The sequence below is a fragment of the Variovorax dokdonensis genome, assembly GCF_030316895.1.
GTDB classification, from domain to species: Bacteria; Pseudomonadota; Gammaproteobacteria; order Burkholderiales; family Burkholderiaceae_C; genus Variovorax; species Variovorax dokdonensis.
The window spans coordinates 1-20245 of the sequence record NZ_JASZYV010000005.1 but is presented as its reverse complement, the minus strand read 5'-3'; the positions used below and the strand labels follow the sequence as shown (position 1 = coordinate 20245).

Annotated in this window: 23 protein-coding genes; 4 read left to right on the top strand and 19 right to left on the bottom strand. The window is 64.9% G+C overall.

Going from position 1 to position 20245, the window contains the following annotated elements; genetic code table 11:
* Nucleotides 1–68: 68 nt before the first annotated feature.
* The 8 genes from fusA to QTH91_RS20340 form a co-directional block, all read right to left on the bottom strand.
* Nucleotides 69–2171 (bottom strand): elongation factor G, encoded by a 2103-nt coding sequence (fusA, locus tag QTH91_RS20375; RefSeq protein WP_286661982.1) that lies wholly within the window; start codon nucleotides 2169–2171, stop codon nucleotides 69–71.
* Nucleotides 2172–2253: 82 nt separating this feature from the next.
* Nucleotides 2254–2727: a 30S ribosomal protein S7 gene (gene rpsG / locus QTH91_RS20370; RefSeq protein WP_286661981.1), complete on the bottom strand. Its 474-nt coding sequence runs from the start codon at nucleotides 2725–2727 to the stop codon at nucleotides 2254–2256.
* Between the two features lie 161 nt (nucleotides 2728–2888).
* Nucleotides 2889–3266 carry a 30S ribosomal protein S12 gene (gene rpsL, locus QTH91_RS20365; protein ID WP_017759704.1) on the bottom strand — a complete coding sequence of 126 codons (378 nt, stop codon included), beginning with the start codon at nucleotides 3264–3266 and terminating at the stop codon, nucleotides 2889–2891.
* Nucleotides 3267–3439: 173 nt separating this feature from the next.
* Nucleotides 3440–4618: a D-alanyl-D-alanine carboxypeptidase family protein gene (locus tag QTH91_RS20360; protein ID WP_286661980.1), complete on the bottom strand. Its 1179-nt coding sequence runs from the start codon at nucleotides 4616–4618 to the stop codon at nucleotides 3440–3442.
* A gap of 29 nt (nucleotides 4619–4647) precedes the next feature.
* On the bottom strand, nucleotides 4648–5295 hold the full coding sequence (locus QTH91_RS20355) for an alpha/beta hydrolase (protein WP_286661979.1): 648 nt from the start codon (nucleotides 5293–5295) through the stop codon (nucleotides 4648–4650).
* Nucleotides 5296–5299: 4 nt separating this feature from the next.
* Nucleotides 5300–5647 (bottom strand): (2Fe-2S) ferredoxin domain-containing protein, encoded by a 348-nt coding sequence (locus tag QTH91_RS20350; RefSeq protein ID WP_286661978.1) that lies wholly within the window; start codon nucleotides 5645–5647, stop codon nucleotides 5300–5302.
* Between the two features lie 9 nt (nucleotides 5648–5656).
* Nucleotides 5657–6766: a VanZ family protein gene (locus tag QTH91_RS20345; RefSeq protein WP_286661977.1), complete on the bottom strand. Its 1110-nt coding sequence runs from the start codon at nucleotides 6764–6766 to the stop codon at nucleotides 5657–5659.
* Nucleotides 6767–6770: 4 nt separating this feature from the next.
* Nucleotides 6771–7193, bottom strand: a complete 423-nt coding sequence (locus QTH91_RS20340) for a CopD family protein (protein ID WP_286661976.1) — start codon at nucleotides 7191–7193, stop codon at nucleotides 6771–6773.
* Nucleotides 7194–7546: 353 nt separating this feature from the next.
* On the opposite strand from QTH91_RS20340, the gene hemB reads away from it, so the two are divergent.
* Both hemB and QTH91_RS20330 read left to right on the top strand, forming a co-directional pair.
* On the top strand, nucleotides 7547–8557 hold the full coding sequence (gene hemB / locus QTH91_RS20335; protein ID WP_286661975.1) for a porphobilinogen synthase: 1011 nt from the start codon (nucleotides 7547–7549) through the stop codon (nucleotides 8555–8557).
* 13 nt (nucleotides 8558–8570) lie between these two features.
* Complete coding sequence (locus QTH91_RS20330; RefSeq protein ID WP_286661974.1) at nucleotides 8571–9758, top strand: magnesium transporter CorA family protein; 1188 nt, start codon at nucleotides 8571–8573, stop codon at nucleotides 9756–9758.
* Between the two features lie 126 nt (nucleotides 9759–9884).
* Here the strand turns inward: QTH91_RS20330 and QTH91_RS20325 are convergent, their stop codons facing one another.
* Nucleotides 9885–10250: a DUF4148 domain-containing protein gene (locus tag QTH91_RS20325; protein ID WP_286661973.1), complete on the bottom strand. Its 366-nt coding sequence runs from the start codon at nucleotides 10248–10250 to the stop codon at nucleotides 9885–9887.
* Between the two features lie 63 nt (nucleotides 10251–10313).
* On the bottom strand, nucleotides 10314–10673 hold the full coding sequence (locus tag QTH91_RS20320; RefSeq protein WP_286659906.1) for an alpha/beta hydrolase: 360 nt from the start codon (nucleotides 10671–10673) through the stop codon (nucleotides 10314–10316).
* A gap of 269 nt (nucleotides 10674–10942) precedes the next feature.
* Here QTH91_RS20320 and QTH91_RS20315 point away from each other — a divergent pair, with 269 nt between their 5' ends.
* The gene (locus QTH91_RS20315) at nucleotides 10943–11863 is read left to right on the top strand and encodes a LysR family transcriptional regulator (RefSeq protein ID WP_286661972.1); all 921 of its coding nucleotides are present in this window, start codon (nucleotides 10943–10945) and stop codon (nucleotides 11861–11863) included.
* A 14-nt stretch (nucleotides 11864–11877) separates the two neighbouring features.
* On the opposite strand, the gene QTH91_RS20310 is transcribed toward QTH91_RS20315, so the two are convergent.
* From QTH91_RS20310 to QTH91_RS20300, 3 genes are read right to left on the bottom strand one after another with little or no spacing between them, the layout of a single operon-like run.
* Nucleotides 11878–12765 carry an amidohydrolase family protein gene (locus QTH91_RS20310; protein ID WP_286661971.1) on the bottom strand — a complete coding sequence of 296 codons (888 nt, stop codon included), beginning with the start codon at nucleotides 12763–12765 and terminating at the stop codon, nucleotides 11878–11880.
* Nucleotides 12766–12776: 11 nt separating this feature from the next.
* Complete coding sequence (locus QTH91_RS20305) at nucleotides 12777–13460, bottom strand: dienelactone hydrolase family protein (protein ID WP_286661970.1); 684 nt, start codon at nucleotides 13458–13460, stop codon at nucleotides 12777–12779.
* Nucleotides 13461–13508: 48 nt separating this feature from the next.
* Complete coding sequence (locus QTH91_RS20300) at nucleotides 13509–14123, bottom strand: 2-hydroxychromene-2-carboxylate isomerase (RefSeq protein WP_286661969.1); 615 nt, start codon at nucleotides 14121–14123, stop codon at nucleotides 13509–13511.
* A gap of 94 nt (nucleotides 14124–14217) precedes the next feature.
* Here QTH91_RS20300 and QTH91_RS20295 point away from each other — a divergent pair, with 94 nt between their 5' ends.
* Nucleotides 14218–14973: an SDR family oxidoreductase gene (locus tag QTH91_RS20295; protein WP_286661968.1), complete on the top strand. Its 756-nt coding sequence runs from the start codon at nucleotides 14218–14220 to the stop codon at nucleotides 14971–14973.
* A 19-nt stretch (nucleotides 14974–14992) separates the two neighbouring features.
* Here the strand turns inward: QTH91_RS20295 and QTH91_RS20290 are convergent, their stop codons facing one another.
* Genes QTH91_RS20290 through QTH91_RS20265 form a run of 6 tightly spaced genes read right to left on the bottom strand, consistent with a single transcriptional unit; the run spans nucleotide 14993 to nucleotide 19827 of the window.
* Nucleotides 14993–15655 (bottom strand): HAD family hydrolase, encoded by a 663-nt coding sequence (locus QTH91_RS20290; RefSeq protein WP_286661967.1) that lies wholly within the window; start codon nucleotides 15653–15655, stop codon nucleotides 14993–14995.
* Complete coding sequence (locus QTH91_RS20285) at nucleotides 15652–16128, bottom strand: metallophosphoesterase family protein (protein ID WP_286661966.1); 477 nt, start codon at nucleotides 16126–16128, stop codon at nucleotides 15652–15654. The genes QTH91_RS20290 and QTH91_RS20285 overlap by 4 nt, the downstream gene beginning before the upstream one ends.
* Nucleotides 16129–16149: 21 nt before the next feature.
* A complete protein-coding gene (locus tag QTH91_RS20280; protein WP_286661965.1) occupies nucleotides 16150–16848 on the bottom strand; it encodes an ABC-type transport auxiliary lipoprotein family protein in 699 nt (232 codons plus the stop codon).
* Nucleotides 16849–16862: 14 nt separating this feature from the next.
* The gene (locus tag QTH91_RS20275; protein ID WP_286661964.1) at nucleotides 16863–17849 is read right to left on the bottom strand and encodes an MlaD family protein; all 987 of its coding nucleotides are present in this window, start codon (nucleotides 17847–17849) and stop codon (nucleotides 16863–16865) included.
* Nucleotides 17850–17854: 5 nt separating this feature from the next.
* A complete protein-coding gene (locus tag QTH91_RS20270; RefSeq protein WP_286661963.1) occupies nucleotides 17855–18682 on the bottom strand; it encodes an ABC transporter ATP-binding protein in 828 nt (275 codons plus the stop codon).
* A gap of 26 nt (nucleotides 18683–18708) precedes the next feature.
* On the bottom strand, nucleotides 18709–19827 hold the full coding sequence (locus tag QTH91_RS20265) for an MlaE family ABC transporter permease (RefSeq protein ID WP_286662191.1): 1119 nt from the start codon (nucleotides 19825–19827) through the stop codon (nucleotides 18709–18711).
* Nucleotides 19828–20245 lie beyond the last annotated feature (418 nt).

Genomic DNA, 20245 nt, shown 5'->3' with positions numbered 1-20245 from the left:
GAGGGCACACGATCGCAGACCGAACAAAGCTCGGAGCGGGGCAGCGCTGCCGCCTTGCTCCGAACACTTTACTTGGCGCGCGCGGCGACGATGGCTTCGGACACGTTGCGCGGGGCTTCCGCGTAGTGCTTGAATTCCATCGTGTACGTGGCGCGGCCTTGGGTGGCCGAGCGCAGCGAGGTCGAGTAACCGAACATTTCCGACAGCGGAACCTCGGCCTTGATGGCCTTGCCACCGCCGACGATGTCGTCCATGCCCTGAACCATGCCGCGACGCGACGAGAGGTCACCCATGACGGTACCTGCGTAGTCCTCAGGCGTCTCGACTTCCACGGACATCATCGGCTCGAGGATGACCGGGCTGGCCTTGCGGCAGCCTTCCTTGAAGCCGAAGATCGCAGCCATCTTGAAGGCCAGTTCGTTCGAGTCCACGTCGTGGTACGAACCGAAGTGCAGCGTGACCTTGACGTCAACGACCGGATAGCCGGCCAGCACGCCCTGGTTGACGGCTTCGTTGATGCCCTTTTCGACCGCGGGAATGAATTCGCGCGGCACCACGCCACCCTTGATCGCATCGACGAACTCGACGCCCTTGCCGGCTTCGTTCGGTTCGATCTTGAGAACGACGTGACCGTACTGGCCCTTGCCGCCGGACTGACGCACGAACTTGCCTTCGGCGTCTTCTACCGTCTTGCGGATCGTTTCGCGGTAGGCCACTTGCGGCTTGCCCACGTTGGCTTCCACGCCGAACTCGCGCTTCATGCGGTCCACGATGATTTCGAGGTGAAGCTCACCCATGCCCGAGATGATGGTCTGGCCCGATTCCTCGTCGGTCTTCACGCGGAAGGACGGATCTTCTGCAGCCAGGCGCGACAGCGCGATGCCCATCTTTTCCTGGTCGGTCTTGGTCTTGGGCTCGACGGCCTGCGCGATCACAGGCTCGGGGAACACCATGCGCTCCAGCGTCACGATGGCATCGGGATCGCACAGGGTTTCACCCGTGGTCACATCCTTCAGACCCACGCAGGCAGCGATGTCGCCAGCACGGATTTCGTCGACTTCCAGGCGTTCGTTGGCGTGCATCTGCACGATACGGCCGATACGCTCCTTCTTGCCCTTGACGGGGTTGTACACCGTGTCGCCCTTGGACAGAACGCCAGAGTACACGCGCACAAAGGTCAACTGGCCCACGAACGGGTCGGTCATCAGCTTGAAGGCCAGCGACGAGAACTTCTCGCCGTCGTCCGCCTTGCGAGTGGTTTCCTGCTCGTCTTCATCCGTGCCGGCAACCGGGGGAATGTCCACCGGCGACGGGAGGAAGTCGATGACGGCGTCGAGCATGCGCTGAACACCCTTGTTCTTGAACGCGGTTCCGCACAGCATCGGCTGGATTTCCGTGGCGATCGTGCGCGTGCGCAGGCCAAGCTTGATCTCTTCCTCGGTGAGGTCGCCCTCTTCGAGGTACTTGTTCATCAGCTCTTCGCTGGCCTCGGCAGCCGCCTCGACCATCTTCTCGCGCCATTCCTTGGCCGACTCGGAGAGTTCAGCAGGAATATCCTGGTAGTCGAACTTCATGCCTTGCGACGCTTCGTCCCAGATGATGGCTTTCATCTTGAGAAGGTCGACAACACCCTTGAAGTTGTCCTCTGCCCCGATCGGAATCACGATCGGCACAGGGCTGGCCTTCAGGCGCAGGCGCATCTGGTCATAGACCTTGAAGAAGTTCGCGCCGGTGCGGTCCATCTTGTTGACGAACGCGAGACGCGGCACCTTGTATTTGTTGGCTTGACGCCAGACGGTTTCCGACTGGGGCTGAACGCCACCCACAGCGCAGTACACCATGCAAGCACCATCCAGCACCCGCATGGAACGCTCCACCTCGATGGTGAAGTCCACGTGGCCGGGGGTATCGATGATGTTGAAGCGGTGCTCGGGATAGGACAGGTCCATTCCCTTCCAGAAGCAGGTCGTGGCAGCCGAGGTGATCGTGATGCCACGCTCTTGCTCCTGCTCCATCCAGTCCATCGTGGCAGCGCCATCGTGCACTTCACCGATCTTGTGGTTCACACCGGTGTAGAACAGGATGCGTTCCGTGGTGGTGGTCTTGCCGGCGTCGATGTGCGCGGAAATACCGATGTTGCGGTAGCGCTCGATGGGGGTTTTGCGGGACATGGTTTACTCCGTTAACGGCTGAAAGCCCGCCCACCACATGGCGGGTCGGGCTCTCGGCCAATTCCTGATATGAGGGCGGTTCTTAGAATCGGAAGTGGCTGAAGGCCTTGTTGGCTTCAGCCATGCGATGGACTTCATCGCGCTTCTTCATCGCGCCACCGCGGCCTTCGGTGGCTTCCATCAATTCGTTCGCGAGGCGCAGGGCCATCGACTTTTCACCGCGCTTGCGGGCGGCTTCCTTGATCCAGCGCATCGACAGAGCCAGGCGGCGGACCGGACGCACCTCGACGGGCACCTGGTAGTTCGCACCGCCGACGCGGCGGGACTTGACTTCCACCATCGGCTTGACGTTATTGATGGCGATGATGAAAGCCTCGAGCGGATCCTTGCCCGGGTTCTTCTGCTCGATGAAGTCAAGCGCGCCATAGATGATGCGCTCGGCAACAGCCTTCTTGCCGCCTTCCATGATCACGTTCATGAATTTGGACAGCTCGACATTGCCGAATTTTGGATCCGGCAGGATTTCACGTTTGGGAACTTCGCGACGACGTGGCATTTTCTAACCTCTTTGCTTCAGTTGGCGCCCGTTTCGGTGGCGCCGCGAGAGCCATGCGGACCCTCACTTACTCGACCCGATCGGCGGGTCACTTCGCCCAGATTCGCCCGCCAAGGCGATTGGACACCGAAATAAATTTCTTGTTGACGACAGAAGACCGATCAGGCCTTCTTGGGACGCTTGGCACCGTACTTGGAGCGCGATTGCTTGCGATCCTTGACGCCTTGCAGGTCGAGCGAACCGCGAACGATGTGGTAACGCACACCGGGCAGATCCTTCACACGGCCGCCGCGCACGAGCACAACGCTGTGCTCTTGCAGGTTATGGCCTTCGCCGCCGATGTAGGAGATGACCTCGAAACCGTTGGTCAGGCGCACCTTGGCAACCTTACGCAGAGCGGAGTTCGGCTTTTTAGGCGTCGTGGTGTAGACGCGAGTGCAGACACCGCGGCGTTGCGGGGAGTTCTGCATGGCAGGGCTCTTCGACTTGGTCTTTTCGACCTCGCGACCCTGACGCACCAGTTGATTGATGGTAGGCATTAAAACTTGTTCCCAAATTGAGACTCGCCACCGCGCCGCCCAAGCAGACCGCAGCAATTGCGAACCCGCCCCGTGACAGGCATGCGACAGATGACGAAAACGTGAAACCCTTCGGATTTTTCCGAAAAGCCCTCGATTGTAGCACTGGGCTTCAGCGAGGGCAACGCACCGTCCTACTTGATCCAAAGACGCAGCGCGTCCCAGGTTCGACCGAGGACGCCAGCCTGTTCGACCGGCTCGAGCGCCACCAGGGGCAACTCGGTGATCAGCTGGTCTCCCATCTTGATCTTCAGGGAGCCGACGGGCTGGTTCTTCGCGAAGGGCGCCACCAAGGGCTCGGGACGCGCGACTTCGGTCGTCACCTTGCTGGCGGCCCCACTGGGCACCGACACCACGATCGGCTCGGTCCTGCCGAGTTTCAATGCGTCGGTCTTGCCCTTCCAGACGCGTGGCGTGGCCACCGGCTGGTTCGCGTCGAACAGGCGAACATCGTCGTAGGCGGTAAAGCCCCAGTTGAGCAGCTTCTGCGATTCGTTGGCACGTACGTTCTCGCTACTGGCGCCCAGGACGATGGACAGAAGACGCCGGCCGCCTGCCAGGTTCGGGAAGTCGCGCTTTGCCGTGGCGATCAGGCAATAGCCGGCGGAATCCGTATGACCCGTCTTGAGTCCGTCGACCGTGGGATCGCGGAACAGCAAGGTGTTGCGATTCGTGTCGTTCGATGCCGGCGTGCCCGGGTAGCGATATTTCTTGATCGAATAGATGCGCACCTCCTCGGGGAACTCGCGCATCAGGCGCGTCGCAAGGATGCTCAGGTCGCGCGCCGTCGTCAGGTGGCCGGGCGCCGGCAGACCTTCCGGATTCTTGAACGTGGTGTTGTTCATGCCGAGCGCCTTGGCCTGCTCGTTCATCATTTCCACGAAGTGCTCGACCGTGCCGCCCACCCCCTCTGCCAAAGCGACGGTGGCGTCATTGCCCGACTGGACGATCAAGCCCTTGATCAGATCTTCCACGGGCACTTGCATCTTCGGGTCGATGAACATGCGTGAACCCGGCATCTTCCAGGCGCGCTCGCTCACGGGCAGTTTCTGGTCCATCGTCAGCTTCTTGCTGCGCAGTGCGTCGAAGACCAGATAGGCGCTCATGAGCTTGGTCAGAGACGCCGGCTCGATCTGGGCGTCGATGTCCTTTTGCGCCAGCACCTGCCCGGACGTGACATCGAGCAGCATGTAATTGCGGGCGGCGATTTCCGGCGGCGCGGGCACCTGCGCGCGGGCGGCGCCAGCGATGAACAGCAACGGGGAGATGAGGGACAGCAATAGCGCGCGCAGCGCCCGGGGGGACAGGATCATGAGGGAAGTTTGCCTAAAAGGGGGAAAGATCAGCCAACGCGACGCTCGTCGGCGCGCAAATGGCGCACGACGAGGTTCTTCAGAAGTGGCAATTGTCCGTGAAAGAAATGGCCGCCCCCGGGCACCACCGTAACAGGAAGTGTCTGAGGTCGCGCCCAGTCCATCACCGCTGAAAGCGGTACGGTGTCGTCCTGCTCGCCATGGACGACCAGCGTCCGCTCGTGGGCTTCTGGCGGAAGGGCAGGAACCTCGAAGCGCGCCGCGGCCGTTCCCACCAACACCAACTGCTGCGGCTGCCGCTGCGCCCATAAGCGAGCGAGCGCAGCAACGGTCACAAACGACCCGAAAGAGAATCCAGCCATGGCCAGCGGCCCTTGCGCCGCCACCTGTTCGACGACCGCCAGCAGGTCATCGGTCTCGCCGCGGCCTTCGTCATGGGCTCCGGCGCTATCGCCGACACCCCGAAAATTGAAACGCACGCAAGTCCAGCCGCACGCCACGAACGCGCGCGCCAGGGTCTGGACGACCTTGTTGTCCATGGTGCCGCCAAACAGCGGATGCGGATGCGCAATGACCGCCACGCCTTGCGCGGCTACTCCATCAGCCGGCTGGTCGCGAAGCGCCTCGATGTTGCCCGCAGCCCCTTGGAGCACGAGCCTTTCGGTACGCGAGTTCATCCGCTCAGCGTCCGACGTCGGGCGCCAGAACCAGCCGTTCGACCACCTGGCCGTTCTTGAGGTGCGAATCGATGATTTCGTCGATGTCTGCCGTGTCGACGTAGCTGTACCAGACGCCTTCGGGATAGACGACGGCCACAGGCCCGCCCGCGCAGCGATCGAGGCATCCAGCCTTGTTCACGCGCACCTTGCCTTGACCGGCCAGGCCTTCCTTCTTGACACGCATCTTGCAGTGCTCGAAGCCGGCCTGCGCGTTGAACTGGGCGCAGGATTGTTCGCCGTTCTGGCGCTCGTTCAGGCAGAAGAAGATATGGTGGGCGTAATAGCCGGGAGTCTGTGCTCGAGCAGTCATCCGGGCATTCTAGGAGTCGCGCCGGTCGCGCGACAGCACCAGCAGAAGGTAGCCCAGCGTGGCAAAGGGCCACATCCAGCCCAGCCACTGCACCACGCCGTGAAAGCGGATGAAGCGCCCCTGCTCCCAGGTGGCAAGCGTCTGGGCGAAATATGCGCTTTGCGGCGCCTGGTTCAGCAGGCTCAACTGGATCACGATCGCCATCAGCGCCAAGGCAGCGCACAGGCGCCGGGGAGCCGGGATCAGAAGCGCTCCGAGCACCGCGGCGCACGCCACACCGAGTTGAACCGGCGCGTCCAGCCATGCCCAGGCATGCTCCGGCCCCCAACTCAATCCGGCCGACAGCGCACTGGCGGCCACGCCGAGCAACAGGATCGCTGGCAGCAGCAACGCCCTGCGCTGAGTCGAGCGCGCGACCACGAAGGCCAGCAGGCACGGCACCAGCGCGCCAAGCGTCACACACACCAGTTCGGCGCCAGCCACCAGTGGCTCCAGTTCGAACTGGCGCACCGGCAACCAATCGATGAAGGGGGTGTCGGTCAAGAGCTCGGAAACCGCATCTTCAAAGCGCTCGAAGACCTGGCCAAGCCCGAAAGACACCGCCGCAGGAAAAAGCAATGCGACCGGCCAAAGCGCCAACAGCACCAGCGCGCCACGGGCTTCATCCACGAACCACGCGCTGCGGGCGCGTTGCCAATGCGCGATGGCACCAAGGCGCTCCAGCGCCGAGGCCAACAGCGCGCCGAGCAGCGCGCCCAGACTGTTGAGGGCCCAATCTACGTTGGACGAAATACGCACCGGCAAATAGCTTTGCAGCGCTTCCATCGCGAAGGAGAGCACAGCGCCCGCCATCGCCGCCCCCAGGACCGCGTACAGGATCGATCCTTCCGGCCGGCGGCGGAGCATCCCCAAACCCAGCAGGAAACCCAGCGGCACGTAGCCGGCGATATTGATCCCGACGTCGAAGCCCGTCCAATACCGCGGCAGCGGCGCGGTGACGAACGCCCACGGCACGATGCCCTGGTCGCGCCAATCGCCGAAGGGATAGAGACTCGCGTAGACGATCAGCGCCGCATAGGCCAAGGCCAGCGGCAACGCCGCGGTGCGATGGGCATTCACTGCGTCAGAAGGGCTTGACCACGACCAGCACCACGATGGCCACCAGCAAGATGACCGGCAACTCGTTGAACCAGCGGTACCACCGGTGGCTGCGCCGATTTGTGCCGGCGACGAACCGCCGCAGAAGCACAGCGCAACCATGGTGATAACCGATCACGACGAGCACGAGCGCCAGCTTGGCGTGCATCCAACCCGCGCCACGTCCGAAGCCCCAGCCCAACCAGAGCCACAAGCCGAAGCCGACGGCGGGAACGGCCAGCATGGTCGTGAAGCGAAGCAGCTTGCGCGCCATCAGCAGCAGTCGGGCGCGTTCGGCCTCGGACCCCGGCGGCACCATGGCCAGATTGACGAATATCCGTGGCAGATAGAACAAGCCAGCGAACCAACTGACCACGAAGACGATGTGCAGCGACTTGACCCAGAGCATTGGAACGAGTGTAGGGCGCCGGGCGCACGAGTGTCTGGACTCACGCCAGCTGCCATATGCCGGCCTGGACGTCCGGCGAGCGGGCAAAAAAAAGCCCGACGTTCGCACGTCGGGCGGGAAGCCCTTTTGCTGTCACACATCAAGGCACCCGCTCAGGGAGGAAAAGCGGGGGACGGCAAGCCGTCCAACCTCAAATTTAACAAAATATCCAAACTCATTCAAGAAGTTGGCTCAGCCTTGGAGCGTCGGGAATGCTTATGAAACAGAACTTCCCTGGTGGTTTCGGGGTTTCCACGGACGAACGATCGTGCGAAAAAGCAACACGCTGGAGGCTTCAGGCACAATTTTGGCCAATGACCACCACTTTCGCGCCTTTTCCTGCCGGTCGGCCCCGGCGCCTTCGCCGAGACGATTTCACCCGCAATCTGGTGCGTGAGCACGCCTTGTCCTGCCACGACCTGATCTACCCGGTTTTCGTGCAAGAAGGCAGCAAGAAGCGCGACGCTGTCGCCTCGATGCCTGGCGTGGAACGGCTGAGCCTGGATTTGCTCCTCCCCTTGGCCGAACAGTGCGTCGAGTTCGGCATCCCCGCCCTGGCCCTCTTCCCGGTCATCGATCCTGGCCTGAAGACGCCCGGCGGCGACGAAGCGTTCAATCCGGACGGACTCATTCCCCGCGTCGTGGCGGCGCTGAAGAAGAACTTCCCGCAACTTGGCGTGATGACGGATGTGGCATTGGACCCGTACACCAGCCACGGCCAGGACGGCGTGCTGGACGACTCCGGCTACATCCTGAACGATCCCACGGTGGAAATTCTGGTGCGCCAGGCGCTCGCGCAGGCAGAAGCGGGCGTGGACATCGTCGCGCCGAGCGACATGATGGATGGCCGCATCGGGGCCATCCGGCAGGCGCTGGAAGGCGCCGGGCACGTGCACACGCGGATCATGGCCTACAGCGCCAAGTACGCGAGTGCCTTCTATGGCCCCTTCCGGGATGCCGTGGGCTCAAGTGCCAACCTGGGCAAGAGCAACAAGAAGGTCTACCAGATGGACCCCGGCAACGGCGACGAGGCGCTGCGCGAAGTGGCGATGGACATTGCCGAAGGGGCGGACATGGTGATGGTCAAGCCCGGCATGCCTTATTTGGACATCGTTCGACGTGTGAAGGACGAGTTCCGCGTGCCCACCTTCGCCTATCAGGTCAGCGGCGAATACGCCATGCTCAAGGCAGCGGCGGCCAACGGCTGGCTGGACCACGATGCCGTCGTCATGGAAAGCCTGTTGGCCTTCAAGCGGGCGGGCTGCGATGGCGTGCTGACCTATTTCGCGCTGGACGCTGCGCGGCTGCTGCGCCAGCAAGGCTGAAGCGCCCAGGCCCATGCGAATCTTCCAGATCGACCGTAGCCGGGTGGTCGAACTGCCCACCCTGGTGCCGTCGGCCGACGCGCTCCATCGGGCCCAGCCAGAGGCTGCTTCGGATCGTCCGCAGGCCTACTGGTGGATTTCGCTGACCCGCGCCGAGTTTCGCGAGAGCCAGGCAGAAGTCCAGGCTGCGTTGCAGGCCCTGTGCGGTCGTCAACTGGTCGATCTGCATGTGAGTGACCTGCTCAACGAGCAATTGCCCTCGCATCACGACTACACCTCCGACTACGACGTGCTGGTGTTTCGCCGCCTGGTGGGTGACGGCGTCAAGTCCAACATGGCGCCGGCGCCCTCCCCGACCGGAGGCGGCGCACCCGGGGTAACCAACCCGCCGGCGTCCCGCGCGGGATTGACCGCCTTGCACAACATCGAGACCCTTCCGGTCGGTTTCGCGGTGTTCGATCGAGTGCTCCTGTCCGTGCATCCCGACGACGGCAGCATTCGCAACCAGTTCGCAAGCAGGTTGAGCGACGCGAACGACGTGGCGGCTGCGCCAGCGCTGGACGAACGGGCCCTGACCGCCCGCCTGCCGACCGGGCCCGCCGACCTGATGCTGCGGGTGATCAACCAGATCGTCGACGGCTATCTTGAGTTGCGGCGCGAACTTTCGCGGCAGCTCGATCGTTGGCAGGCCGAGCTGCTGGACACGCACAGCCGCTTCACGCGCTGGGGCGCCCTCATGCAGACGCGCCAGACGCTTCGCCATCTGAACGAGGTTTGCGAGGACCAGCGCGATGCCATTCAGGATTGGCTGGACGAACTCGAGACGCTGGAGCCGGACGAGGTGGTCGCCGTGCGCGATCACGAACTGCTTCAGGTGCGAAGCCGCGATGTGCTCGAACACATCGAGCGGGTGACGCACCACGTGCGCCGGCTCGAACAGGATGCCGAGACCGCGGTGCAGATGCACTTCAACATCCAGAGCCACCGCACCAACGACATCATGCGCGTGCTGACGGTGCTGACCGCGGTGTTCCTGCCCCTGAACCTGATCGCCGGCATCTTCGGCATGAACTTCGAATACGTCCCGCTGCTGCACAAAGCGGACGGCTTCTGGATCGCGATGGGCTCCATGACGATCATCGCGGCGGTGCTGATCGCGGTCTTCTGGCGCAAGCGCTACCTGTCGCGCACCGCCGGCTGACGTCGAAGACCGGTCCGCCGAGCTCAACCCAAAGAAGAAAAGGCCGGCCGGCGCGTTGCGCACCGACCGGCCGATGACGGCGATCCGTCTTCAGGCGCCGGCAGTTGCCGACGACCTGAATGGCAATTACATGCGGGTGCCGTTGGCGGGACCCGACTGGGCGCGCTCGACCGGAGCCGGCATGGTCGAGATGACCTTGCTGTTGTAGCGCGAGCCGGGCACCACGTTCTGGTCGGGGCGCGAAGCAGCGCTCACAGCCTCTGCACGCACTTCGGCGCGATCACGCGACACGGCCACCGTCTCGGCACCGCGCGAACCGCGGGGCACGTTCTGGTCCTTGGCGCTGGCGGCTGCGACGCCAGTGGCTTGCACGTCGGCGCGGCTCAACGCCGAAGTGGCGGAATGCACGCCCTCGTAGGTTTCAGCCTGGGCAGCGCCAGCGGCTGCAAACAGTGCGACGGCGGCGGCGGCGAAAAACTTCGACTTGGTCATGATCGTTCCTTGATGGGTGATGAGGTCAGATTGAAAAGTGAGCGATTGCTGCGTCAGTTCGATTTACAGGCCTGCTTGGCGCTGTTCCTGGCGACGCACGGCCAGGGAGCCTTGGGTGTAGGCAGCCGGGATCTGGCTGTTCACGAAAGCCTTGCTGTCGAGGTTTTGCAGCGGGTTGTGCGCGGCAGCGACGGCTTGTTGGTAGACGACGGCGCGGTCCACGGCGCCACCGGGCAGGGCGGTCACACCGGCGAACTGGGCGTCGGCGTAGGGGTTGCCCACCACGGCGCGGGCTTCGGCCTGCACTTCGGCGCGGGTGCGCTCGCCGGTCAGGGCATGCACGCCTTCGTAGGTTTCGGCTTGGGCACCGGCGGCGGCCAGCAGGGCGACGGCGGTAGCGGCGATGATCTTGGCGGTGTTCATTTTCAGGTTCCTTTTTCGAGGGTGTTTCAACAAATCGAACGGGGTCTGGGGCAGTCGTCGTCTTGAAAGTGGTTGTCGACTACAGCGCTCGGGCCTTGTTCACCCAGGCTTGCTGAATTGCTTGCCTGTGCAACGAATTTTGAACCTGTTTGGTAGGTAAAAACCCGTGCAAAAAGAATCGTCGCGTTCATGAATCGGAAACAATCGCGGCCGTTCTCCGAGAGACGAGTAGGATTCGCCTCAAAATAGAAACAATCTATTCCGAAAAAATGGACAGTCTCGAGCTGATCAAGACCTTCCGGGAGGTGGCCCAGCAGGGCAACTTCTCCCGCGCCGCCACGCGCCTGAACATGTCCAAGGGCACGGTCAGCAAGTACATCGCGGAATTGGAGACGCGCTTCGGCGTCCGTCTTCTCAATCGGTCGACCCGGTCTGTCAGCCTGACGGACGCGGGTGCCCTGCTGCTCGAGCGCAGCACGCCGGTGCTGGAGATGGTTGAACTCACGCAGTCCGAACTGCAGGAACGGGCCAGGCAGCCATCGGGACGGGTCCGGATCTCGGCGCCCCAGGGCATGGGCCAGGGTGCCTTGCCCGACTTGCTGGGCCAGTTCATGGGCGTCTATCCGGATGTGGACATCAGCCTGCAACTCACCAGCCGACCGGTCGACCTGGCTGAAGAGGGCATCGACATCGCCTTGCGCCTCGGGCCGATCCAGGACCAGAACCTGATCGTGCGGCGCCTCGTGCCAGTCAAGTTGGTCCTTTGCGCGTCACCCAGATATTGGCGGCGCTACGGCATTCCCAAAAAACCGGCAGACCTGGCCGAGCATGTGGGACTGACCCATGCCGCCGCCAACACGGGCAACGGCACGCATTGGCGTTTCGAAGAAGAAGGGCGTCCCGTCGACGTGCCGATCAGGAGCCGCGTCGATTCCACGGAGAACGCCGTCCTCGTGCAACTCGCGCTGCAAGGCTTCGGCGCGATCTACCTGCCGGCCCTGGTGGTGCAGTCGCACCTCGACAACGGCGAGCTGCAAGCGCACCTGCAGGACTATGTGCGCAAGGACATGTGGCTTTACGCCGCCTATCTGCAGCGGCGCCACAACAGCGCCGCGGTACGCGCCCTGCTCGAATTCCTGGAAGAGCGCGTGAGCGCACAGGGCAAGCGCACGTCGAGCCCTGCCCGCTGAGCCAGGCGCACGCTCTATTGCAGCCCGAACAGCGCCGCCGCGTTGCCCCAGGCCACGCGCTGCGCCAATTCCTGCGGCAGGCCACCCAGCCAGACACGGTAGTCGCGCATGAGATCGTCGTAGCTGGCCCAGCGCTGGTTGATCCAGGTGTCCGAGCCGATCATGAAGCGATCCGGAAAGCGCTCGATGAGCGCACGCCATTCAGGACAGAGTTGAGCATCGCTACAAACCAGGCCCGGCCGGTAGGAGAGCTCGCCCATCAGTCGCGGATAGCGCTCCATCAGGTCGCGCACGCGTTCCACCGGCGCGCCGCCAATTCCGGTGTGCGCCCAGATCAGCCGCAACTGCTTGCCGCCGGAGGGTGAAGCTTCCATCAGCAGTTCGACGGCACGGTCATCCACGTGGCCGAGCAGCGCCAGCCCCTCTTGTTCGGCCAGAGCAACGATCTGCTTGGCCACCGGCCCGCGCGCATTGGCGCTGTCGTAGAGATGGAACTCGCCAATGCCCTTGAAGGGCCCGGCCGCGGTGCCGCGCTTGAGCTCGGCTTGCACCATTTCATAGATGCTCGGGTCGCGGAACCAGTTGGTGTAGTCGGCGCGGTTGCGATAGACGCGCACAAATGGCACCACCGTGACGGCTGCGGCCTTGGCTTCGGACGAGCCCGCCAAGGTGTGGGTCCCGTCGTTGGGTCGCGAATTCGACAAGATCCCACGCACGCCGTTGCGCTGCATGCGCGCCACAGCCTCCGATGGCGGATAGGGGCCGGTTCGGCCGTCCCAGGCCTCGACGTTGTAGTGAAGGTGCGCGTCGAACAGCGCGCCGGAATACTCCGCCGCAAGGGCGAGGCCGGTCTGCGCAAGCAAGCCCAGGCCAAGCACCGACCGCAGCAACAGCGCCTTCATCACGATCCGCCTCAGGCGAGATGCTGGCCAAAGAACGCCAGCGTGCGCTCCCGCGCCAGCTTGGCGGCCGCGGCATCGTAGGAGGCGCGATGGTCGCAGTTGAACCCGTGGTCGGCCGCGTAGACGTACACCGCCACGTCCGGATGCGCCTTGGCAAAGGCCTGCACCGAATCCAGCGGGATGTAGTGGTCCTTCTCGCCGAAGTGCGCCATCACCGGCACCCGAGGCTGGCGGGCGATCTCTGCCGGCGTGGTCACACCGCCGCCGTAGTAAGGCGCGGCTGCAGAAATACCGTCGAGCAGGCTGGCGGCACGCCAGCTCAGCAGCCCGCCCCAGCAGTAGCCCACGACGCCGACCTTGCCTGCGCGCGATGCGTAGTCCACGGCCGCCTGCAGGTCGATCATCACGCCCGGCGCCGGCAGTGCTTCGACTTGGGACTTGAGGGCGGCGCCTGCCTTGCGGTCCTCTTCCTCGTAGCCCAGTTCCACGCCACGCTGGACACGCTCGAAGGTGGCGGGCGCCACCGCGAGATAGCCTTCGGCCGCGTAGCCATCGGCCACCGAGCGGATGTGCGCATTCACGCCGAAGATTTCCTGAATCACCACGACGGCGCCCTTGGGCGTCCCGGCGGGCTCGGCCACATAGGCGGGAAAGGCGAATCCGTCCTTGGCCGTGAGTTCGATGAATTGACCCATGTCTGAATGCTCCTCAAGAAAATGAAATGCTCGGAGTCGGGCGCCCGATCAACGCGAGCCCGCGTTGTCGCGCAGCGCGCGCTCCACGAAGTCGAGGCGGTCCTGCCCCCAGTACATGTCGCCGCCGATGACGTAGCTCGGCGCACCGAAGACGCCGGCGTCGATCGCCTCGCGGGTGTAGCGCTGGTAGACCTCGTTCACGTCATCCGTCTGCGAATGCGCCAGCCGTTCCTCGGGAAAACCGCATTCGGCCAGCAACTGCCCGAGCACCGCAGCATCGGCGATGTCCCGCTCCTGTGCCCACACGGCGGCAAACACGGCGCCGGCCAGCTTCATCGCCGCCGAAGTCCCGTCGCCCAGGTCGACGGCAATGATCAGGCGCGACGCCGGATCGCCAGCGACCGGGAAGAAGCGCGGCTGCAGGTTCATCGGCATGCCCAGGTGCTGCGAGAAGCGCGCCATCTCGGCCAGTCGGTAGGTCTGCCGCTGTGGCGCACGCTTGCCCAGAGGCAGTCCGCCCGACACGGGAAACACCTGACCCAGGTCGACCGGGCGGATGCGCACCGTGGCGCCGTGCCGCGCCACCATCTCGGCGAAGCGCGGGTGGCCCAGGTAGGTCCACGGACTCTGCGGGGCGAAGTAGTAGTCGACGACGCTGTTCAATGTGTCTCCTTGAGTTCGGTGGCCAGGATGCTGATGTAATCGGCAATCGCGCGGTTGTACCCGAGGCACGAGACTCATGCAGGAGCAAGGACACATGCAAGCCAACAGCGTCGTTCTCATCACCGGCGGCAGCCGCGGCATCGGCGCCGCCGCCGCCCTCCTCGCGGCCGAGCAAGGCTGGGCCGTGGCGATCAACTATGCGAGCAACGCACAAGCCGCGCAACAGGTCGCCGACAAGATCCGGGCGCGGGGCGGCCGCGCCATCACCGTGCAGGCGGACGTCGGGGACGAAGCGCAGGTGATGGCCATGTTCGAGCAGGTCGACGCGCACTTCGGCAGGCTCGACGGGCTCGTCAACAACGCCGGCGTGGTGGACGTGAAGGCGCGGGTGGACGAACTGAGCGTGGCCCGGCTGGAACGCATGATGCGCATCAACATCATCGGCAGCTTCGTCTGCGCCCGCGAAGCGGTGCGGCGCATGAGCACGCGGCATGGCGGACGGGGTGGCGCCATCGTCAACGTCTCCAGCGCCGCGGCGCGCTTGGGCTCGCCCGCGCAATACGTCGACTACGCAGCCAGCAAGGGCGCCATCGAAACGCTCACGGTCGGCCTGGCGAAGGAGATCGCCGAAGAGGGCATCCGCGTGAATGCCGTCCGTCCAGGGCTGATCGATACCGAGATCCACGCTTCCGGCGGCATGCCCGACCGCGCCTTCGAGCTGGCCGGCACCGTGCCGATGAAGCGCGTGGGCACCGCGCAAGAAGTGGCGCAGGCCATCGTGTGGCTGCTCTCGCCCGACACGGCCAGCTATGTGACAGGCACCTTCATCGACGTCTCCGGCGGGCGCTGAGACGGGCCGCAGCGGGCGCTCAGTCCAGGCAGCCCAGCCGCCGCAGGGCGCCGAGGACGTCCGCGGGCGACTTCACGTGCACGACCTGCAGGCCGCAGGCCGCGGCGCCGCGCACGTTCTCTTCTAGGTCGTCGAAAAACAGCACCGACTTTGCGGGTTGGCCGATTGCGCGGCACACATGCGCGAAGGCCGCGGCCTCGGGTTTGCGCATGCCGATGTCCGACGAGGCGAACACGCGATCGAAGCTGTGGTCGATGCGCGGATAGGCGCATCGAAAAGCCGCGTGGTGCGTCGTGTTGGTGTTGCTGAACGCAAAGCAGGGAAAGAAAGCCCGCGCCGCCTGCACCGCATCCAGCGTCTGCACGATCTCGCTGCGGAAGATGGCGTTCCAACCAACCCGGATCTGCTCGTCCGTCGCGTCGAGCGCCAGCTTGCGGCGCAAGGTGTCGAAATACGCCGAGGCATCGAGCTCGCCGCGCTCGTGGCGGCAATAGTCCTCGTCGTGCGAGAACGCCTCGCGCAGTTCCTGCTCGGACAGGCGCGACAGCGGCGCCCAATGGGCCAGGGCGTGCGCAAAGTCGAACTCGAACACGACGCCGCCAAGGTCGAACAACAGGGCGCGAACGACAGCAGGATCGAACTCTTGCAGCGACGCGGGGCTGCGGCCAGGCTCGGGATTCATGGGGTAGGAATGTCGAAATGCTCGATGCGCGCGCTCACGTTCTTGCCGTCGACGATCAACTCGCCGGCGCAGATGGGCAGCCGGAAGCGACGCGGCCCGGCGCTGCCGGGGTTGACGAACAGCACGCCGCCGCGCTGCTCGATCAAGGGTTGATGCGTGTGGCCCGACATGACGACCTGCACACCCGCCCCGGCAGGGTCGATGTCGATCAACGCCAAATCGTGGATGGCATAGAGGAAGACGTCGCCGATCTGCAGGTATTCGGTTTCCGGGATGTGAGTCGCCCAGTCGGCGCGATCGTTGTTGCCACGCACTGCCGTCACGGGGGCGATTTCCTCGAGCTGCGCGAGCACCTCCGGCGTTCCGATGTCGCCGCCGTGGACGATGTGCGCGCAGCCACGCAGGAAGTCGATGGCCTGCGGGCGCAGCAATCCATGCGTGTCGGAGATGAGGCCGATGCGGGTGGTTGTCATGTCGTCACGTTGTTGCGGCGATCAGCGCGCCGGCTGCGCCTGGATCGAGTCGACCCATTGCGCCACCTGACTCACCAATTGGTCGCTGGCGGTGGCAAGGGCCTTCACACCGCCGGGCGCGTCCGCCGTCGGCGCTGGTTGCCGGACGTTGAAGTAGCGCTGGCCCAGCACCCTGTCGCCCGACGTGCTGCTCGACAGCAAGGTGGCGCGCACACGCACCAATCCGAAGCTGCTGGTGGTCGATTCGAAGTACTGCGAGAACTCGTCGAGCGTCAGGTAGAGCGTGTTCGGCGACCGTCCGTCGACGCGCGCGACGTTCGCACCCTCGTCGGAGCCGAGCACCACGCGACGCCGCGACAGCACATCACGCAGGCGATCACCCAGCAGCTGCGTCGGGGCGACGCTCCAGCGCGCGTTGGCGTAGGGGCGCAATTCGTTGGCATCGCCATAGCCCAGCCGATACAGCACCTGCGTGCCGTCAAGCCGTGGCTGCGCGTTCACACCGGCGAGCAGCAGCGGCGGCAAAGTGGGCGCGGCGACCGGCTCGGGCGAGGTGGTGGACGCCTGCGCCAAAGGGCCGGCGCCGAAGTCGTAGAGCGTGGCGCGCGCAGGCTTGTCGGGCAGCGCACCACAGCCGCTCATGAGCAGCGCTGCGAGCACGGCCAGCGCAGCGGTTCCGGCGTGAACGCCACGAGTTTGCATGTGCGAAAGAAGACGCATGCGTGAATACTCCCTCAGGGCCGCGTTGCGGCGGCTGGCGGTGGCTCGAATCCCGACTCGCCCGGACCGGGCTGCACTTCGCCGCTGCCGAACAGCAGCGACTGCGGATTCTGGTTGATGTTGTCGGCCGCGCGTCCGAGCCGGCGTACCGCCTGGGCGGTGTCGTCGGCCATGCGGTTCACGCGCGGCAGGGTGGTGGTGCTGAAACTGTCGAGCGCGTGGGCCAGGCCTTCGGTGCCGGTGGTCAGCCTTTCGATGGCACCGCCTTGTGCGTTCAGGCGCGTCACGGTGGTGTTGAGGTTGTTGGCCACCCGCGAGACGTCTCCGGCAGCCTTCCTCACGCCGCTCAAGGTCGTCGTGGCGTTCTGCGCCAGCGCTGGCACCGACTTCAGGGCAGGCGTGAGTCCGTTCTTGACGGCGTCGTCCAGATTCTTCGTCAGGCTGTTCGCGCTGGCCGAGGCCTGGGCAATGTTTTCAAGCGCCTGGCTCACGCGCTGCCGGTTGTCGTCGCCCATCAGCGCGTGCAATTCGTCGACGGTGCGCTCTACCTTCTCGAGAATGGCCTCGCCGCGCTCCTGCAGTTTGGCAAACGCGGACGGCCGAAGCGGGATGCGCGGCGGATCGCCGTTGTCTGGCTCGACCGGCACCTGCGAAGTTCCGTCGTCGTCGATGGCGATGGAGGCCAGCCCGGTCACACCCTGGTAGCTGAGCGCGGCGTAGCTCGACTTGGTCAGCGGCACGCGCTGATCCACCGAGATGCGGACGAGCACGTTGCCACGCACCTTGGGATCGAAGTCGATGGCCGTCACGCGGCCCACCGAAATGCCGCGATAGCGCACCTGCGCCTGCGGCTGCAGGCCGCTGACCGATTCACTGGTGGTGAGCTCGTAGACATTGCGCACCGTGTTGTCGCGGGTGAACCAGAGCACCAGCGCGATGATTGCGCCAATCAGCGCAATGACGAACGCGCCAGCGGCCAGGGCATGGGCTTTGTTTTCCATGGTTGTTACTTCGCTTCCTCCGGCGGCGAAACGGGCCGCTCGGCATGCAGGGCCAACGCGGCACGCTGGCCACGTCCGCCCAGAAAATACTTCTGGATGAAGGGATGCGGATGGGCCATCACCGTCTGCGCATCGCCGGTGACGATGACCTTCTGGTCGGCCAGCACGGCAATGCGGGTGGACAACTCGAACAGGGTGTCCAGGTCATGCGTGACCATGATGACCGTCAGGCCCAGTTCGCGATGAAGATTGCGCAGCAGGTCACAGAATTCGTCCGCGCCCTCCGGGTCCAGGCCGGCGGTGGGTTCGTCGAGCAGCAGCAGCGGCGGGTCCATGACCAGCGCGCGCGCCAGCGCCACCCGCTTGATCATGCCGCCTGACAGGTCCGAAGGCATCTTGTGCGCATGCTCGGGCGCGAGGCCCACCATCTGCAAGCGGACCATCGCCGTGTCGCGGATGAGTTCATCAGGCAGCACGCGCAACTCCCGCAAAGCGAAGGCGATGTTGTCCAGCACGTTGAAGGCGGAAAACAGCGCGCCGCGCTGGAAGAGCATGCCCACACGGGCTGCCCCGGCCGCGCTCAGCTCGCTGGGCTGGGCGCCGAAGACCGTCACCTCGCCGCGTGCCGGCTTTTCCAGGCCCAGGATCTGGCGCAGCAGCACGGTCTTGCCCGTCCCCGAGCCGCCGACCAGGGAAAGCACCTCGCCGCGGCGGATCGTCAGATCCAGGTCGCGGTGAACCACCTGCTCGCGCCCGGGGGACTTGAAGACCGTCCAGAGCTTGCGCACCTCGACGGCGTTGTCGCTGTCCGTGGCCGTCGGGTTGGCGGGCATGACCGTCGGGTTTGCTTGCGGCGCCATCAGCGGAACCCCACGCTGCGAAAGAGGATGGCGAACAAGGCGTCGACCAGGATCACCATCGTGATCGAGATGACGACCGAACTGGTGGTGCGCCGCCCCAGGCTCTCGGTGTTGGGCAGCACGCGCAGGCCGTGGTAGCAGGCGATCAGCGCGATCAGGATGCCAAACACGGCCGACTTGCCCAGCGCCAGCCAGATGTTGCCCAGGGGTACGGCGCGCGGCAGCGCCTGCATGAAGTACGCCGGCGAGATGCCCAGCGTGAGGTCGGCCGCCATCATGCCGCCCACCAGTGCGGCCGCGGACGTCCACATGCTGATCAGCGGCATGGCCACGGCCAGTGCCAGCACGCGCGGCAGCACCAGCCGAAGGCCGCGGGGGATGCCCATGACGCGCATGGCATCGAGTTCCTCGGTGACGCGCATCACGCCGATCTGCGCCGTCATCGCCGAGCCGGACCGGCCGGCAATCAGCACCGCCGCCAGCACCGGCCCCAATTCGCGGATGAGGGCCAGCCCGAGGATATTGACGATGAAGGTCTCGCCACCGTACTGGCGCAACTGCTGCGAGGTCAGGTAGGCCAGCACCACGCCGATCAACAGCCCGACCAGGGCGGTGATCGGCAGTGCGGTAGCCCCGGTGCTGTAGAGATGGCCCGAGATGTCGCGCCACGGCGCGCGGTGCGGTGCGCGCAGCACCTTGCCCAGGTCGAGCACGAACTGGCCGATCAACTGCAGGAAGCGCTGTCCGGTTTCCAGCGTCTGCCAGCCGATGCTGGCAAAGCGCTTGAAGCGATCCAGCAGCGTTGGCGAAGGCGCCTGCGGCTCGGCAACGGTGAACTGGGCCACATGCTCGAGCACGGCACGCTGCGGCGCACTCGCCTCCAGCCCCTGCGGCCAGCGCCGTTGCCAGTGGGTCCACAGCAATTGCGCGCCCACATGGTCGAGTTGCAGCACAGGCCGCAGGTCCCAGTTGCCGACCGTGGCGGGCACGCCCGAAAGCTGGGCAGACAGGCTCTTCCAGGCCCGCGTCGACGACAGCGCCAGGACTGTCCAACGGCCGTGAACGATCACCTCGTCGCCTTGCTCCTGGCCGCCGGCGGACGCGGCGGCGCGGCGCATTTCCAGGCGCGGCATCTCGGCTTGCAGCTCGGCGGCATCGCTGGCGGTGTTGGTGTCGTGCAAAGTGTCCGGTTCAGTCAAGAAGGCATGGCGCGGCGCGAAGGCCTAGGGCGCAATGCAGGTGGGCTGCCATCAGGGAGTGCCACATCGTACCGCCGCAATGCGTCTGGCAGGCTGTAAGACCATACCGCAGCCCCATGCCCGGCGCAGGCGAAAACACGCCGGACGGCTTGGCGTCGCCCGCAGGCGCGGAAGACGAGCAAAATCGACGGTTCGCCCTTCCCGGCGCCCTCCCCCGGAGATCCATCCATGAGCATTGCCAACATCGACCACTTCATTGCCGGCCAGGTGGCCGCCAACAGCAGCGCCCGCACGCAGGACGTGACCAACCCGGCCAGCGGCCGCGTCACCGCCAAGG

Bases quoted from the DNA above. Each gene is read 5' to 3' on its own strand.
- fusA (WP_286661982.1), bottom strand. From the start codon at position 2,171: ATGTCCCGCAAAACCCCCATCGAGCGCTACCGCAACATCGGTATTTCC.
- rpsG (WP_286661981.1), bottom strand. From the start codon at position 2,727: ATGCCACGTCGTCGCGAAGTTCCCAAACGTGAAATCCTGCCGGATCCA.
- rpsL (WP_017759704.1), bottom strand. From the start codon at position 3,266: ATGCCTACCATCAATCAACTGGTGCGTCAGGGTCGCGAGGTCGAAAAG.
- QTH91_RS20360 (WP_286661980.1), bottom strand. From the start codon at position 4,618: ATGATCCTGTCCCCCCGGGCGCTGCGCGCGCTATTGCTGTCCCTCATC.
- QTH91_RS20355 (WP_286661979.1), bottom strand. From the start codon at position 5,295: ATGAACTCGCGTACCGAAAGGCTCGTGCTCCAAGGGGCTGCGGGCAAC.
- QTH91_RS20350 (WP_286661978.1), bottom strand. From the start codon at position 5,647: ATGACTGCTCGAGCACAGACTCCCGGCTATTACGCCCACCATATCTTC.
- QTH91_RS20340 (WP_286661976.1), bottom strand. From the start codon at position 7,193: ATGCTCTGGGTCAAGTCGCTGCACATCGTCTTCGTGGTCAGTTGGTTC.
- hemB (WP_286661975.1), top strand. From the start codon at position 7,547: ATGACCACCACTTTCGCGCCTTTTCCTGCCGGTCGGCCCCGGCGCCTT.
- QTH91_RS20330 (WP_286661974.1), top strand. From the start codon at position 8,571: ATGCGAATCTTCCAGATCGACCGTAGCCGGGTGGTCGAACTGCCCACC.
- QTH91_RS20325 (WP_286661973.1), bottom strand. From the start codon at position 10,250: ATGACCAAGTCGAAGTTTTTCGCCGCCGCCGCCGTCGCACTGTTTGCA.
- QTH91_RS20320 (WP_286659906.1), bottom strand. From the start codon at position 10,673: ATGAACACCGCCAAGATCATCGCCGCTACCGCCGTCGCCCTGCTGGCC.
- QTH91_RS20315 (WP_286661972.1), top strand. From the start codon at position 10,943: ATGGACAGTCTCGAGCTGATCAAGACCTTCCGGGAGGTGGCCCAGCAG.
- QTH91_RS20310 (WP_286661971.1), bottom strand. From the start codon at position 12,765: ATGAAGGCGCTGTTGCTGCGGTCGGTGCTTGGCCTGGGCTTGCTTGCG.
- QTH91_RS20305 (WP_286661970.1), bottom strand. From the start codon at position 13,460: ATGGGTCAATTCATCGAACTCACGGCCAAGGACGGATTCGCCTTTCCC.
- QTH91_RS20295 (WP_286661968.1), top strand. From the start codon at position 14,218: ATGCAAGCCAACAGCGTCGTTCTCATCACCGGCGGCAGCCGCGGCATC.
- QTH91_RS20290 (WP_286661967.1), bottom strand. From the start codon at position 15,655: ATGAATCCCGAGCCTGGCCGCAGCCCCGCGTCGCTGCAAGAGTTCGAT.
- QTH91_RS20285 (WP_286661966.1), bottom strand. From the start codon at position 16,128: ATGACAACCACCCGCATCGGCCTCATCTCCGACACGCATGGATTGCTG.
- QTH91_RS20280 (WP_286661965.1), bottom strand. From the start codon at position 16,848: ATGCGTCTTCTTTCGCACATGCAAACTCGTGGCGTTCACGCCGGAACC.
- QTH91_RS20275 (WP_286661964.1), bottom strand. From the start codon at position 17,849: ATGGAAAACAAAGCCCATGCCCTGGCCGCTGGCGCGTTCGTCATTGCG.
- QTH91_RS20270 (WP_286661963.1), bottom strand. From the start codon at position 18,682: ATGCCCGCCAACCCGACGGCCACGGACAGCGACAACGCCGTCGAGGTG.
- QTH91_RS20265 (WP_286662191.1), bottom strand. From the start codon at position 19,827: ATGCGCCGCGCCGCCGCGTCCGCCGGCGGCCAGGAGCAAGGCGACGAG.